This window comes from Clostridium bornimense (assembly GCF_018917145.1).
Taxonomy (GTDB): domain Bacteria; phylum Bacillota; class Clostridia; order Clostridiales; family Clostridiaceae; genus Clostridium_AN; species Clostridium_AN bornimense_A.
On the sequence record NZ_JAHLOD010000013.1, the window covers coordinates 26,846 to 44,084 of the forward strand.

Annotated in this window: 13 protein-coding genes; all 13 read right to left on the reverse strand. The window is 27.5% G+C overall.

The features are described 5' to 3' along the window. Window positions 1-7 precede the first annotated feature (7 nt). The 13 genes from KQI30_RS06365 to buk all read right to left on the reverse strand — a co-directional run bounded on the left by KQI30_RS06365 (window position 8) and on the right by buk (window position 17,227). Window positions 8-871: a glycosyltransferase family 2 protein gene (locus KQI30_RS06365; protein WP_216462451.1), complete on the reverse strand. Its 864-nt coding sequence runs from the start codon at window positions 869-871 to the stop codon at window positions 8-10. A 25-nt stretch (window positions 872-896) separates the two neighbouring features. Beyond that, window positions 897-2,321 carry an undecaprenyl-phosphate glucose phosphotransferase gene (locus tag KQI30_RS06370; protein ID WP_216462453.1) on the reverse strand — a complete coding sequence of 475 codons (1,425 nt, stop codon included), beginning with the start codon at window positions 2,319-2,321 and terminating at the stop codon, window positions 897-899. Window positions 2,322-2,333: 12 nt separating this feature from the next. Beyond that, window positions 2,334-3,290 carry a glycosyltransferase family 2 protein gene (locus KQI30_RS06375; RefSeq protein ID WP_216462454.1) on the reverse strand — a complete coding sequence of 319 codons (957 nt, stop codon included), beginning with the start codon at window positions 3,288-3,290 and terminating at the stop codon, window positions 2,334-2,336. A gap of 152 nt (window positions 3,291-3,442) precedes the next feature. After that, on the reverse strand, window positions 3,443-5,512 hold the full coding sequence (locus KQI30_RS06380; RefSeq protein WP_216462455.1) for a glycosyltransferase family 2 protein: 2,070 nt from the start codon (window positions 5,510-5,512) through the stop codon (window positions 3,443-3,445). Between the two features lie 195 nt (window positions 5,513-5,707). Then, window positions 5,708-7,846, reverse strand: a complete 2,139-nt coding sequence (locus KQI30_RS06385) for a glycosyltransferase family 2 protein (RefSeq protein WP_216462456.1) — start codon at window positions 7,844-7,846, stop codon at window positions 5,708-5,710. A gap of 63 nt (window positions 7,847-7,909) precedes the next feature. After that, window positions 7,910-10,231, reverse strand: coding sequence for a glycosyltransferase family 2 protein (locus KQI30_RS06390; RefSeq protein ID WP_253287413.1), 2,322 nt, complete (start codon window positions 10,229-10,231; stop codon window positions 7,910-7,912). 14 nt (window positions 10,232-10,245) lie between these two features. Further along, window positions 10,246-10,986 (reverse strand): ABC transporter ATP-binding protein, encoded by a 741-nt coding sequence (locus tag KQI30_RS06395; protein ID WP_216462457.1) that lies wholly within the window; start codon window positions 10,984-10,986, stop codon window positions 10,246-10,248. An 18-nt stretch (window positions 10,987-11,004) separates the two neighbouring features. After that, window positions 11,005-11,787: an ABC transporter permease gene (locus KQI30_RS06400; RefSeq protein WP_253287414.1), complete on the reverse strand. Its 783-nt coding sequence runs from the start codon at window positions 11,785-11,787 to the stop codon at window positions 11,005-11,007. 92 nt (window positions 11,788-11,879) lie between these two features. Beyond that, entirely contained in the window at window positions 11,880-12,437 is a 558-nt protein-coding gene (rfbC, locus tag KQI30_RS06405; protein WP_216462460.1) for a dTDP-4-dehydrorhamnose 3,5-epimerase, read from the reverse strand. A gap of 18 nt (window positions 12,438-12,455) precedes the next feature. Beyond that, a complete protein-coding gene (rfbB, locus tag KQI30_RS06410; protein WP_216462461.1) occupies window positions 12,456-13,511 on the reverse strand; it encodes a dTDP-glucose 4,6-dehydratase in 1,056 nt (351 codons plus the stop codon). Window positions 13,512-13,528: 17 nt separating this feature from the next. After that, complete coding sequence (gene rfbA / locus KQI30_RS06415; RefSeq protein WP_216462462.1) at window positions 13,529-14,395, reverse strand: glucose-1-phosphate thymidylyltransferase RfbA; 867 nt, start codon at window positions 14,393-14,395, stop codon at window positions 13,529-13,531. Between the two features lie 75 nt (window positions 14,396-14,470). Next, on the reverse strand, window positions 14,471-15,820 hold the full coding sequence (gene glmM, locus KQI30_RS06420; protein WP_216462464.1) for a phosphoglucosamine mutase: 1,350 nt from the start codon (window positions 15,818-15,820) through the stop codon (window positions 14,471-14,473). 339 nt (window positions 15,821-16,159) lie between these two features. Beyond that, window positions 16,160-17,227 carry a butyrate kinase gene (gene buk / locus KQI30_RS06425; RefSeq protein WP_216462466.1) on the reverse strand — a complete coding sequence of 356 codons (1,068 nt, stop codon included), beginning with the start codon at window positions 17,225-17,227 and terminating at the stop codon, window positions 16,160-16,162. Between the last annotated feature and the right edge of the window lie 12 nt (window positions 17,228-17,239).

Genomic DNA, 17,239 nt, shown 5'->3' on the forward strand with positions numbered 1-17,239 from the left:
CTTTATACTATGATCTTTTAAAAAGATTCTTTATCATTGATAAAATCATTCTTAATGCAACACCTATATATACTAATATCTTAACAAATATATTATATTTATCATTGTAATGCTTTCTATAAAAAAGAATCATCGCTCTATGAAACTCATACGTAGTTTTAGCTTTTTTCTTTTTAGAAGAACATCCTTTATAATGTATAATTTTCTCTTCAGGATAATATATTATCTTATATCCAGCTTCTTTTATTCTATAGCACCAATCTATGTCTTCACCATACATAAAGAACTCTTCATCTAACATTCCTACTTTATCTATGACAGCTCTAGGTATCATCATAAACGCACCTGTCAAAGCATCTACTTCCCCTATTTCATCTTCTCCTAAATACGAAGCTGTATATGCACCGTATTTTATTTTATTCTTCATAATCTTATGTAACTTTAAGAAATAATATAATGATGCTTCTGGAGTAGGAAATCCTCTTTTACATGCATGATCCAAAATACCATCTGCTAGCTCTACTTTACATCCTAATGCTCCTATTTCTTTATGCTTATCCATATAATCAACACAATTTTGTAGATTATCACCAATAACCTTAGTATCTGAATTTAATAGTAGTACATACCTACCAGTAGCTTTCTTAATAGCAACATTATTGCCTTTAGGAAATCCTAAATTCTCTTTAGATGCAATAAGCTTTACATCTTTAAATTCTTCTTGTACCATTTCCACCGATCCATCTTTAGAAGAATTATCAACTACCCAAATTTCATATTTTATTCCCTTAGTATTGTTAATTACTGATTCTATTGTTTGTTTAAGCAAATCTTTAGTATTGTAATTAACTATTACTATCGATAAATCCATAAATATTCTCCAATCCTAATCAAATCTAATATGCATTTTTATTAACAAATCCCTTAAATACAGTTAAAAATAAAATTTTTATATCAAACCAAAATGTCCAATTTTCAAGATAATAAATATCATATTCTACCCTTTTCTCAATAGAAGTATCTCCTCTTAATCCATTTACCTGTGCCCATCCAGTAATTCCTGGTCTAATTTGATGTTTAACCATATACTTAGGTATTTCATCTTTAAATTGCTCTACAAAATAAGGTCTTTCTGGTCTTGGACCTACTAAACTCATATTTCCTATTAATACATTAAAAAACTGTGGTAATTCATCTAAACTTGTTTTTCTTATAAATGACCCAAATTTAGTTTTTCTAGGATCATTTTCTGTAGTCCATTCAGCCTTTTCTTCTTCTTTACTTTGAACTTTCATAGATCTAAACTTAAACATAGTAAAAATTTTGTTATTTAGCCCTACTCTCTCTTGTTTAAATATTATAGGTCCCGGTGATGTTATCTTTGTAAATATAGCAACACAAATCATAATTGGGCTGAATAAAATTATAAGTATTAATGATCCTATTATATCAATTGCTCTTTTAAGAAATTTATTTACTAAATTATCAAGAGGTATATATCTTATATTTATTACAGGTAACCCATCTAATTCTTCTACATATGGTCTTGCTGGTATGTATTTTGAGTAATCTGGAATGATTTCTGTTCTAATACCATACTTCTCAGACTTATTAATTATTTTACCTAATTTCTCATATTCTTTAATATTTAATGTTATAAATACTTCATCAATATCTTCTTTAGAAAATATATCTTCAAGATCATCTATAGAGCCTATCTTATTTATTTGTGAGAATAATTCTTTATCTTTTTCATTCATCTTAGGCATATATACACCATCATCAACTAACCCTACAACATTATAACCCCATTGTTTGTTTCTGTTTATTCTTTCTAAGAACCTTATTGTTAGTTCGCTACATCCTACAATTAACACATGTTTTTGGTTATATCCTTTTGCTCTCATTGAATGTAATAACTTTCTTACAATACCCCTTTCAATAATAACCATAACTGTTAAAATAACTATGAATACTATTGAAAATGTTCTTGAATAATCTTGTATTTTTAATATGTATATTGTTCCAAAGAATATAAACATTGACACAAAACATCCTGTTATAATACTCCATGCTTCTTCTAAAAAACTTTTATATCTAAATGGAGAATATAACTTAAATGCAGAAAAAGTAATCAATACTATAGGTAAAATTAATATTGCTGGTCTCAAATATTCTTTGAATGTTAAAATTCCACCTTCTACAATAAACATTGGATTTTTAAATTTCAAACACCATGTCATTATAAATGATAATACTATCATAACTATATCTAAAACTACTAATAATCTATTAAAATATTTCTGATTCTCTCTAATCAAAAAAACACCACCTTACACCTTGAAAAACATCTTAAATGTATTTACTATAAGTCTTACTTCTATAATAAAGTAATTGAATAAGTTTTTTAACTTAAACTTAGTTTTTTCTACTTTATTTTTTATAAATATGCCTTCCTTAATACCTTCAATATATTCTTTTCCTAACGACTTTCTAAGAAAATAGATATATTTCACCATAATTCCCAAAATAATAAATGGCAAGTTAATTATTTCAAAAAACAAAGGCATGTTTTTTCTTATTAGGTACATACTATTTCTACTGGCTAGTTTCACTTTAAATTCATTATGTCTACTACCACTGGTAGCTGACACCATGTGATACACAATTGCATTATTTACATATATATTTTTATATCCATATATATTACCTCTAAAAGATGCATCTACATCTTCTAAATACGCAAAAAAATTCTCATCAAAGTACCCTATTTCTTCAAAAATCTTTCTTCTATATAATCCAGCACCTGCACATGTAGAAAATATTATTTTATCTTTATTAAATTTATCTATTGATGCTCCATCTCCTCTTTTATAAGCCCATCCTAACAAATTGTATTGGTCTCCTGCATCATCGATTTTATCTCTTTCATAAAACCTTATCATTTTTGATGATGCTGAAAAAATTTTATCATCTTTACTTACAACTGAATAAAGATTTACTAGCCACTTTTCATCAACTTCTGTATCATTATTTAATAACGCTACAAAGTCACTTTTAGAAGCTTTTATTCCTATATTTACTGCTGCCGCGAACCCTAAATTTTCTTTATTTTTAATTAATGTTATTGATGGATATCTTTCTTCTATAATCTTTACACTATCATCAGCAGAATTATTGTCTACTACAATTATATTGAAATCTTTATACTCTTGCTTTAACAAAGATTGAATACATCCATCTATAATTTTTTCTCCATTATAATTAGGTATTATCACTGATATCTTCATATATATCTCCATCTCTTTATTTCTTATATATTATATCGTTATCCTAAATATTATACAAGAAACTGCTATATAATTACAAAGGGCTGTTTCACAAATTATTGTGATTCAGCCCTTTACTTATCTTATACGACAATAAATAAGTAATAATTCACTTATTTTCTTAGTAATGTTCTATCATCTAGTGCATATGCCTCAACAAAAGAATTCCATACTATTAAGTATCCACGTCTCTCAGTGTTTAAACAAAAATCAGCACTTACAACAATAGGAACATCATCATAAGCTCTTATTGTAATATTATCTAGTACATTTCTTTTTATCATAGCACAAGCTAAATAAACTACTGATAAATTTTGAACACAATTTAGTCTCGTACTGCATTGTTCTTTATGCATTTCTATAATATCATCATTAATATCATACACTTCTTCTATACCAGCACTTTGAATTGTACTATCTACATTAAGAATCTTTGCCCCTACAATACCTACATCATCTCTTTGAGCATATTGAAGCATTTCTTCTATCCAATTATCTGTTATAATTTCTACATTATCATCTAGTAATATTATATAATCCCCATCTGCTTCCTTCACTATTCTTCTGCTTCTATGATTAAAGTTTTCATTATATTCTAAAACTTTTATACCATGTTCTTGAAGTATTCTATAATACTCTAAAGATCTTTCATTTAAAAAGTTATTTTCTATTACTAAAATTTCATAATTTCTATAAGTAGTTTTTCTATTAATTATACTTATACAACTTTTTAAATCTTCTATATTATCTCCACTTGATATAACTATAGATACCAATGGTTCCCCTTCTAGTTCATATTTAATTCTAAAAGAATTATCTATTTCTCCAGTAAACGCCTCACCGATAAGTCTCATTCTTCTTAGATGCTCTCTTAACGCCCTCAAGCCTCCTTCTAATGAATAAAAGCTTGAACTTTCTCCCATTCTTTTGTGATATATAACTTTTGGAACATGCGAAAATCTATATCCTCTTTCAGCCATTTTTAAATATAAATCGTAGTTATCACAACCATCATATCTAGAGTCTAAACCACCCATATCATTAAGTACATTTCTCTTTATTATACTGAATATTCCTATGTAATTTATACTTCTTAACTTATCAATAGAAAATCTAGCTTTATAATTAGGTTTTAGATATTGTTTTGTTTTATCATCATACATATCATCATCACAATATAATAAATCCGGTGCTCCGTCTCGATTTATTATATCTACAATTTCATATAATGCATGCTCACTTAAAAAATCATCTTGATATAAAAACGCAACATAATCTCCATCGGCTACTCTTATAGCAGTATTTATGTTTTCTGATATTCCCATATGCATTTCAAGATATATCGCTTGTACATTTTCATTTTTCTCGTCATAATCTTTCAATATCTTTTTTACATATGACTTATCACTTCCACCATCCACAACTATTAATGACCAATTTGTATAACTTTGATTAACAATTGAGTCTAGTAACTGCCTTAAATATGACTTATTTGTATTAAATGTTGTAGTGATTAAAGTTATTTTAGGTTTAATTCTAAAATGTGCAATATTTCTTTCAACTTCTTCTCTTGTTATCTCTTCTCTATTTTCTGATTTTGAATTTTTTTTAATAGTAAACTTATTTTGGGTCTCTTTAACTTTATCCATCAATTCTTTAGATACATTAGCTATTTTCTCACCAATACCGCTAAAGTTAACAGATTTATTGCCTTCAACATTTTTTTTATTCTTCTTTTTATCACGTTTTTTTATCTTTTTATTTTTCTCAGGTTTCTCTGATTCTTTTAATGTTAAAGATATAAGCTTTACACATATATTATTACGATCTCCATACGCATATACCACATCTAACCCATCTACAAATAATCTAATAACATATCTTCTTTCTCCCTTATTTTCTATTGGATTAAAAGATATATTATTCCATTCTCTATTTCTAATCTTACATATAGGTATCTCTGTAGATATAACTATTGTACGGTCATCAATATCTATCAACTCTACTATAAGGTTATTATCAGAATTAATACTGCCTACTTCTAATAAAATTTCAAAGCCAGACAATAATGTATCACTCACTATAAAGGGAACTTCTAAGGCATTTAATCTATCTATAATATACCTACTATCTTCTAATTCATTTATATAATTTTCTTTAAAAAGGTTATTATATCCGTGCATAGTTTATCTCCTTATTTTAATTTCCTACCTATATATAATTATACTTCAATTACTCTGTTAATCAACATTTTATACCATTTTCCCTAAAATAAAAATAAATCTTGCACTTTTTCCTGATTTTTTTCCTTTTTCCATAATAGCAATAAAAAATGCAAAATATAATTTAAACTCATATCTTGCATTTTTTTAATATTTCTATAAATATTTTTTTATCAAAACATCTCTATCTTCTGGTATCATAGCTATAGAATAATCAATATCTTTAAGAGAAAGATTTTTATTAAAATAAGGATCTCCTTCTATCAAATTTAATTTCCATTTAGAATAAAATCTTTCAATCTCAGATTCAAATCTTAGTACTTTTTCTTCCGTATCCTCTTTTCCTCTTGAAATTGATTCATAATGATACATTTCAACAAAAGGATTCCATACAATTAGATATCCTTTTTTTATTACTGCCATACAAAAATCTATATCATTAAAAGCTACCTTTAACTTTTCATCTAATCCATTAACTTCATCATAAACTTTTCTTTTTACCATCATAGCAGCTGCCGTAACGGCACTTAAATTTTGAACATATTGTAATATTTCTACATTATCCTCTTCACTTTTGTATAATCCACAATATCTATGTGCTGCCAATCCTCTCATACCAATAATTACTCCAGCATGTTGTATTGTATCATCTATATAATATAGCTTTGCCCCCACTATTCCTACATCTTCACGTTGAGCATATTGAATCATATTTTCTATCCAATTAGGAGTAATAATTTCTATATCATTATTTAAAAATATTATATATTCTCCTTTAGACTGTTTAACAGCAAAATTATTTATAGCTGAATAGTTAAACTCACCCTCATATGTAATTATATTAACTTTTTCTATATCCTTTATACTATTATAGTATTCAAATGTTTCTTCATTAACAGAGTTATTTTCTACTATAATTATTTCATAATTATCATATGTTGTTTTATTTAATATACTATCAATACAGCTTCGCAATATTTCTAAATTATCTTTATTAGGTATGATTATTGAAACTTTTTCCGAATCAATATTATAAGTTATTCTAAAGAACTGGTTTTTACATATACTAACAGTTGCTTTTAAATCTATTCTAGCCAAATGCTCCTCTAATATTATTTTTCCATTATTAATATTTGAGTTGCTTTCTTCACTTACATGAAATAAAACTTTTGATATATGAGTAAAACTATACCCTTCTTCATATAACTTTAAATACAAATCATAATTATCATATATGAAATACTTCACCGATAATTTATTTACCTTTTTTAGCACATTATTTTTTATAATAAATAATTTACCTATGTAGTTTATACTTCTTAGCATATCAATAGAAAAATCAGGCTTAAACTTCGGTTTTTTAATTTCTCCATTATAAATATCAATAATATCTTCATCAAAATATGCACATTCTACATTATCTGTAATTTCATTGCATATTTGTAAAAAAGCATTTTCTGATAAAATACACTTATTATCTATGAAAGCTATGTATTCATCCTCTATTCTATCTATAACATCACATAAGTCACTTTTATTTTCTTTAATTACTATTTTAATTGAAAAATCTTTTCTATATAAATCAACAATATTTCTTACATACGATTTTAATTTTTCATTAACTACTACAATTAACTTTTTATCTATAGATTTTTGTAACTTTATAGAATCTAAAAATCTACAAAATTCTTTCCTATCTATCTTCTCAACAACTGTAATTAATGTACATCTAAATATATTATTATTTAATTTCTCTATGCTATCATACTTATTAGTAATCCATTTTTCATATTCACTTTTTTCTCTTTGTATAGGTAAATCTATTTTATTATCTTTTTCTTTAAAAAAATTATTAACTAAGCTAACAATTTTCCACCCTTTAGACTGTTTTATTTCATCTACCTTAGATTTATAATCATTAATTTCTTTTAAAATTTTAGAGTCTATTGATTCTCTTTCTACTTGAATCAATTGATTATTATCATATTTAACTAAATATACTCCATCTATATTATTTACAAATAACTCTATATTAATTTTTTTATTACATTCTAAAATTGATACGTCTTTTATATCTAAATTAATCTGTTTATCATTTTCTATTCTATATAATGAAATTCTTTTTTTATACAATTCTTTTTTTTCATCTTGTATACTAACTATTAAATTCCCTTTAGAAAACTCTTTTTCTTTTACTAATTTTATTTTTAATGATTTTATTTTTTCTTCACTTAAACTTAATGATATTCTTAATTTTTTATTAGGCTCTAAATATATACTATCTTTTCTAATCATATAGCACTCCTCTGCTTATAATAATAGAGTAATATAACATATTATTATATTACTCTATAAATATTAAAATCTATATGAAAAATCTTCTTTTGAAAGTGTTAGATTGCAACTATAATATGGATCGCCTTTCTCTAAAAAGTCTGCATATCTTTCTCTAAATCTGTTGAATTCACCCATAAAACGTTTTTGTTTTTCTTCAGTATCTTCTAACCCTCTACTCTTTGACTCATAATGATATAACTCCGCATATGGAGTCCATACATTAACTCTACCTGTCATTAATACTCTTAAGCAAAAATCAACATCATTATATGCTACCTCAAATGTTTCATCCAAACCATTCACTTCATCAAAAACACTTTTCTTAATTAATAAACAAGCACCTGTTACTGCACTTAAATTTTGTGTTATTCCTAATCTTAAAAAGAATCCATAATCATTTTTATTTAATCCTCTATGTGCATGTGCTGCAGTACCTCCAAGTCCTACTATTACACCACCATGTTGAATAGTATCGTCGGGATAATATAATTTAGCACCTACACAGCCAACATCTTCTCTTTGAGATAAAGATACCATCTTAGTTAGCCATCCTTCATTAATAACTTCTACGTCATTATTTAAAAGCAAAATATGATCTCCTGTTGCAAATTTTGCTCCAAAATTATTTATTGCTGAATAGTTAAATCCTTTTTCCCAAGTTACTACTTTTATATTTGAATATTTCTTTTCTATATCTTTATAATATTCAAATGTTTCTTCTAATTCAGAATTATTTTCTATTACTATTATTTCATAATTCTTGTAACTAGTTTTATCAAAAATAGAAGTTATAGTTCTATTTAAATCTTCAATATGATCTTTAGTTGGAATTAAAATAGATACTTTTGGATTTCCAATTATATCATACTCTACTTCATAAGTTCCTATATATTTTCCATCAACAGCTTTTCCTTTTAATCCCAATCTCTTTAATTGCTCATCAATAGCTTTTTTAGCAGAATCATAACAATACATTTTATTTTTAGGATTTCCTGCTGTTGAACCAGAATGAACTCTCCAAGAATATAATACCTTAGGAATATGACGTATATTATTAGCATTTTCTGTTGCTCTTAAAATAATATCATAATCTTGGCTTCCATTAAATCCATATCTAAAACCACCAATCTTATCCATCAAGTCTTTTCTAAACACTGAAAAATGACAAATATAATTGTAACTTCTAAATGTATCTGGAGCAAAATCTTGTTTAAAATGTGGATCAAATCTATAATTACTTTTTTCATTTATCTTATCTTCATCTGTATATATAAAGTCTATAGTATTATCCTCATTTATTGCTTTAACAATTTCGTATAATGCATTTGGTTCTAACAAATCATCATGATCAAACAAACCAATATAATCACCAGTAGCCATATAATATGCTTCTTGTGTATTACCATCTATGCCTTTATTTTCATCAAGATATTTAACCTTTATTTTATCATATTTTGATGAATATTCATCTAATATCTCATTAACATGTGGTGTCTCTGAATGACCATCCACTATACATAATTCCCAATTTGAATAAGTTTGATTAATAACTGAATCTAATGTTTCAATTAAAAGATGTTTCGGTGTCTTATAAGTAGGAATTAATATACTAATCTTAGGTTCATATTCAAATTTATATGATCTTTGAGCTTCTAATTCAGCTTTAGTCGCAAGATGATTTTGTAACCAATACGTATAATCTAGTCTTTCTCCTCTAAGTTTACCATAGGCTTTTCTTACAAACGCCTTAAATCCTTCATCTTTAATAAACTCTTTTGCTCTTCTCATATTGGCAACATTTATATTCTTTATTATCACATAAATTATCTTAAAAAATTTCTTTATTCCTCTGAAAAAGTTTAATATCTTATCTCTTACATTATATAATCTCACCAAGAACTTCCACCCAGCAGAGTTATATATTGTTCTCAATTCTTTAACATACTTATCTAATTCCTTAGCAACAGCCTTATCCATTTCTTCATACTGGATTTTAAGACAAAGATTATCATGTTTGTCTAAATATAAATTGCAAGTATCTTCATCACAAGATATTTCAAAAATTAACTCTTCATTGTAAATTCCAAATACAGGATGGAACTTAACCTCTATCCACTCATTATTTACATCTTCTGATTTTCCTGTACTAACTAAATTTTTTTCATTTCCTTTATATATATTTACAGATACTTTAGACTTCATTTCTTGATCTTTCACATATAAATATATAGATCTAATATTATAAATACTACTTGTATATTTAAATTTATATGGTGACTCTTTAGATATCTCTATATTTTTATCAGGAATCGATCCTAAAATTATATCTCCCATTTTCTTCATTAGCCTACCCTTTCTTACATATTTCCAATTTCATGATATAGTTGTATCATTTCATCAACAGGTCCTTCTATCATTTCTCCACCTTTTTTTATAAATAGAACTCTGTCACATATCATTTTTATAGCATTCATATCATGCGATACAAATAATATAGTTTTTTGTTGTTTTTTAAATTCAAGTATTTTATTAATACATTTCTTTTGGAATGCTTCATCTCCAACTGCTAATACCTCATCTATAACAAGTATTTCTGGATCTACATGAATTGCTACAGAAAAAGCTAATCTCATATACATTCCTGATGAGTAGTTTTTTACAGCTGTATCCATGAATTGACCTACTTCTGAAAACTCTACTATAGAATCATATTTCTTACTTACTTCTTCCTTACTAAGTCCTAATATAGAACCATATAAGTATACATTTTCTCGTCCTGTCAAATCTGGTTGAAATCCTGCCCCTACTTCTAATAACGATGATACTTTACCATTAATAATAATCTCACCACTATCAGGATATAATATTTTCGTTACTAATTTTAATGTTGTACTTTTCCCCGTACCATTTTGACCAATTATTCCAACTGTTTCTCCTTTATTAACATCAAAAGATGCATTCTTTAATACTTGGTATTTTTGAATTTCCAACTTATTTCTTCTTAATAAAAAATTTATTACCTTCTCTTTTATTGAGTAACTCTTATTTTGATATATATTAAAGGACTTACTTACATTTTTAAATTCAATAACTGCCATTGTTTATCACCTTCTTTACTATATTTCCTCTGCAAATCTTCTTTGAAGTTTATTAAATACTTTAAAGCCAATCCATAAAAATACAAATGCAACTACTGCTAAGGCTAAAACAACTTTTACACTTGGAAAATTATTTTCATAAAGACACGCTCTTATAGAATTTAAGACTAGTGTCATTGGATTTAAATACATTAAAGGTCTTATCTTTGCTGGTATAAGATCCATTTGATAAATAACTGGAGTTAAATATATCCAAGCCATAAATGCTACTTCAACAAAATGAGACACATCTCTATATATAACATTTAAACTACTTAAAATTAATGTTAATCCTGTAGTAAATATTAGAAATAAAAATAACACTACAGGAAATGCAATTAGCGGAATACCAATTGGTATTTTAGCAATAAATATACCTATAAATAGTATAATTAGTGTTATCAAATAATTTACAAAGCTAGATAAGACAATTGACAAAGGTATTATTTCTCTTGGAAAATATACTTTTTTTATTAATTGAGCATTATTTACTATTGATTGTGTTCCACCCATTATAGCTGTCTGAAATGTTGTCCAAGGTAGTAAACCCGATAATATAAAAATAGGATAATTAGGATCTGGATTTTTAAAAATAACTTTAAAAGCAAATGTATAAACCATCATCATAATTAATGGATTAAAAAAAGACCATACAAATCCTATTGCTGAATTCTTATATTTTAACTTCAATTCTTTAGAAGTTAAGTTCTTTAATAATTCTTTCGACTGCATTATTTCTTTTATTCTTTCAACCAAAATCATCACCCTTTCTATATAGATTATATCCTTATTTAATCATATAAAACATACTCAAAAGACTAACAAATAGCTTTTGTTAGTCTTTTAAATCTTATTTAAAACTCTATTTTACTATCTTTAAATAAAGGCCACTTTTTATCTTTTTCTGATAATAATACTTCATCAATTCCTTCTAATGGCCATTGTACTGCTACATCTGGATCATTCCAAATTATACCCATTTCGAATTCTGGATGATAGAAATCTGTACATTTGTATGTAAATTCTGCTTCTTCAGATAATACTACAAACCCATGAGCAAATCCCTCTGGAATATAGAATTGTTTCTTATTTTCTTCACTTAATACAACCCCTACATATTTACCATATGTTGGAGAGTTCTTTCTTAAATCCACAGCAACGTCATAAACTTCACCTTTTATAACTCTTACAAGTTTACCTTGAGTATGTTCAGTTTGAAGATGTAATCCTCTTAAAACACCTTTTTTAGACTTTGATTGATTATCTTGAACAAATTTCATATCAAGTCCAGCTGCTGCAAATTCTTCATAATTATAAGTTTCCATAAAGTATCCTCTGTTATCACCGAATACTGTAGGCTCGATTATATAAACATCTTTAATTTCAGTTTCTATAAAATTAAATTTTCCCATTAAAATTCACCCTAACTTTTATTTATTACTATACATTTTATTGTAATAGTTTTGATATTCTCCTGAAGTAACATTTTTCATCCAATCCATATTATCTAAATACCACTTAATTGTAAGCTTTATTCCTTCTTCATATGGAGTTTCTGGATACCAACCTAATTCTTCTTTTATCTTAGTTGGATCTATACCATATCTTCTGTCATGACCCTTTCTATCTTCTACAAATGTCATTAATGTTTCATTTACTGATTCATCTACATTATCATGAATATATTCAATTATAGTTTTAACTATATGGATATTTGTTCTTTCATTATGACCACCAACATTGTAAACTTCACCTAGTCTACCATTTCTTATAACCATATCTATAGCTTTACAGTGATCTTCAACATATAACCAGTCTCTTACATTTAATCCATCTCCGTATATTGGAAGTGGTTTTTTATTTAAACAGTTATTAATAACTAATGGTATAAGCTTTTCTGGGAATTGGTATGGACCATAGTTATTTGAACATCTTGTTATATTTATTGGCATTTTATAAGTTTCTCCATATGCCTTAACCATTAAATCTCCACCAGCTTTTGATGATGAATATGGTGAGTTTGGATCAAGTGGAGTAGTTTCCATGAAATATCCCGTTTCTCCTAATGAACCATAAACTTCATCAGTTGATACTTGAAGATATTTTACTCCTTCCTTCCATCCGTCTTCTGTTTCCCAAGCTTTCTTAGCTGCATTTAATAAAGTAACAGTTCCAAGTACATTTGTCTTAGCAAAAACTTCTGGCTCCTTTATACTTCTATCAACATGTGATTCTGCTGCAAAGTTTACAACATAATCAATTGTAAATTCGTTAAATAAAGCTTCTACTGCTTCTGCATCACAGATATCCACTTGTCTGAATATGTGATTTGGATTATTTTCAACATCTTTTAAGTTTTCTAAATTACCTGCATAAGTTAATTTATCAATGTTTACTATTCTTACATCATCATATTTTTTTAACATGTAAAGTACAAAATTTGAGCCTATGAATCCAGCTCCTCCAGTTACTAAATAAGTCTTCATATATTTCCTCCTAAATATTACTCTTCTGATATACTTTTTAAATACTTACCATAATTAGTCTTCATTAATGGTTCCGCAAGAACTAATAATTCTTCTTTGCTTATCCATCCATTTCTATATGCAATCTCTTCAAGTGAAGCGATATATGTTCCTTGAGTACTTTGAACTGCTTCTACAAAGTTTGATGCTTTAAGCATTGATTCATGAGTACCTGTATCGAGCCAAGCCATTCCTCTTCCAAAACAATTTACCTTTAAAGTTTTCTCTTCCATATAAACCTTATTTAAATCAGTAATTTCAAGTTCACCTCTTGGTGATGGTTTTAATGATTTAGCTTTTTCTACAACAGAATTATCATAGAAATATAATCCTGGTACAGCATAATGTGATTTTGGATTTTCTGGTTTCTCTTCTAATGAAATAACTGTATCATCTTCATCAAATTCTACAACACCAAAAGCTCTTGGATCTTGAACATAATATCCAAATATTTCTGCTCCTTTTTCTAATGATGCTGCTTTTTGTAAGTGCTTAGAAAAGCTTTGTCCCCAGAATATATTATCTCCTAAGATCATAGCAACATTATCGTCACCAATAAATTCTTCACCTATGATAAATGCTTCTGCTAATCCATTTGGCTTTTCTTGAAGAGCATATTCTATATTTAGTCCATATTGATTACCATTTCCAAACAATTGTTTAAATAGTGGTAAATCTCTTTCTGTTGAAATGATTAATATATCTTTTATTCCAGCTAACATAAGCACAGACATTGGATAATAAATCATTGGCTTATCATATATAGGAACTAATTGTTTTGATATCGCTTTTGTAACAGGGTATAATCTAGTCCCTGATCCACCTGCTAAGATAATCCCTTTCATCGTTTCTCTCCTTTTGAATCTCTCTTATTTTACACATATATTTTAATACTTTAATATAAAAGTGTCATTACTATTCTAATTATTAGCCTTTTCATATATTAATTTAGCTAAAGCTTTAGCTAAGCTATTAATTTCTTCTTGATCTTCACCTTCAAGCATAACTCTTACTAATGGCTCTGTTCCTGAAGGTCTTATAAGAACTCTACCTTTTCCATCTAATATTTCTTCAATTTTATTTATTTCTGATACAATCTCTTCATCAACTAAATAAATATCTTTTTTATCATTTGGTATAACAGCATTTTCTAAAACTTGTGGTAATGCGGTTACTATATTAGATAACTCTTTTAATGTCTTGTTGCTTTCTTTAACAATTTCACACAATTTAACTGCTGTTAATAATCCATCTCCTGTAGAATTATAATCTAAGAATATAATATGACCTGATTGTTCTCCGCCTAAATTATATCCTCTTTTTATCATTTCTTCAAGAACATATCTATCTCCAACTTTAGTCTTTACTGTATTAATCTCTTCTTTATCTAATCCTAAGAAAAGACCCATATTACTCATTACAGTAGTAACTAAAGTATTTTCAACTAATTTTCCTTTTGATTTAAGATATTTAGCAAATACAGCCATTATCTTGTCTCCATCAACTAAATTACCTTCATTATCCACTGCTAAGCATCTATCTGCATCACCATCAAAGGCTAATCCTAAATCACAGCCCTTTTTAACTACATAATCCATTAGTTCTTCCATATGTGTAGATCCACACTTTTTGTTTATATTAACACCATCCGGATTATCATTAATAACATAAACTTCTGCTTTTAAATCTCTAAATGCTTTAACAGCTGCTTTATATGCAGCTCCATTTGCACAATCTAAAGCAATCTTTAATCCATCTAACTTAACATCTACTGCACTTTTTATATATTTTACATATTGCTCTACAGCAGTTTCGTCTTCAATCTTTCTTCCTACATCTCCTGAAACAGGTGATGGAACTTCTTCTAAGTTATTTTCAATTACATATTGAATTCTATCTTCTATCTCATCTTTTAGTTTATAACCTTTACTATCAAAAAACTTAATTCCATTATATTCAACAGGATTATGTGATGCTGAAATCATTACTCCGGCATCTGCATTATATTTTCTTGTTAAATATGCAATAGCTGGTGTTGGTACAATTCCTACGCAGACAGCCTCTGCTCCAACTGATAATATTCCAGAAACTAATGCACACTCTAACATTTGACCTGAAATTCTTGTATCCATCCCTACTAAAATCTTTGGTTTATGAGTTCCTTCTGTTAAAACGTATGCTCCAGCTCTTCCAAGCTTAAAAGCTAATTCTGGTGTAAGTTCTGTATTCGCTACCCCTCTTACTCCATCTGTCCCAAACATCCTACTCATACTATTATCTCCTTTAAAATCTTATTACTTGCCATTCTCTAGTATATCACTATGTTCAATATTTGAAAATAGTTCTTTACAATTTATCCTCATGATATGAAAATTATTACATTTATGGGTATCTGTGAACAATAATTATACACAAAAATACTGCTAATGTAAATATTTCGATATATTTTATTGTTATTTTGTATATAATGCTATCTTTTTTAGTGAATTTTTAATAATATAAAAACTTTTTAATGTTTTTATCAGTAAAATTGAAAAAGGACTTCACAAACAAACTTTCATTTGCTAATGTGATAGTCCTATTTTATAAATTACTATTTATACTTTACACTATTTATACTCTTTTGCCTTTTCTTCGCCATTTAATACTCTAAGTGCACCTTGAGCTAAGGCTAACATCTCATCTTCACCGCCATAAACTACTACTGGTGCAATAAAAGAAACTCTTTCCTTTATCGAATTAACAACTACATCTGAGTATGCTATTCCTCCAGTTAAAATAATAGCCTCAACATTACTTTTTAATACTGTAGCCATTGCACCAACATCTTTTGATACTTGATATATAAAAGCATCATATATAAGCTTAGCCTTTTCATCACCTTCTGCAGAAGCCTTTAATACATCCCTCATATCATTTGTATCAAGATATGCTACTAACCCACCTTGTCCTGTTATCTTTTTTCTTATTTCTTCTTCAGTATACTTTCCTGAGAAACACATTTTAACTAATGCTCCAGCTGGAACTCCTCCACTTCTCTCTGGTGAGAATGCACCATCTCCATCTAAGGCATTATTTACATCTACTATTCTTCCATTAGTATGTGCTCCTACAGAAACACCTCCCCCCATATGAACAACGATTACATTACAATCTTCATAGGCCTTATTTTTTTCTTTTGCATACCTTTTAGCAACAGCTTTTTGATTTAACGCATGAAATATTGAAGTCCTTGGAAGTTCTGGAACTCCTGAAATTCTTGCAACATCACTTAATTCATCTACAACTACAGGATCTACTATATATGACTTAGCACCAACTTCTTTTGCTATTTCATCAGCTATCATAGCTCCTAAATTTGATGCATGTTCTCCTCTTGCAGCTTTTTTTATATCATCTAACATCTTTTCATTTACTGTATAAGTTCCACCCTCTATAGGTTTCAAAAGTCCGCCTCTACCTACGATTGCATCAAAATCTTTTATGTCCATCCCTTTTGATTTTAATACATCTAAGATAACTGCTTTTCTAAAATCCTTCTGATCACATACTGTAGCGTATTTACCTATTTCTTCAGATGAATGTCTTAAAGTTTCATCTAGTATCTGATTCTCATCTTCAAAAACCCCAATTTTTGTTGAAGTTGAACCTGGATTTATTATTAATAACTTTTTCACTTTGAACAATCC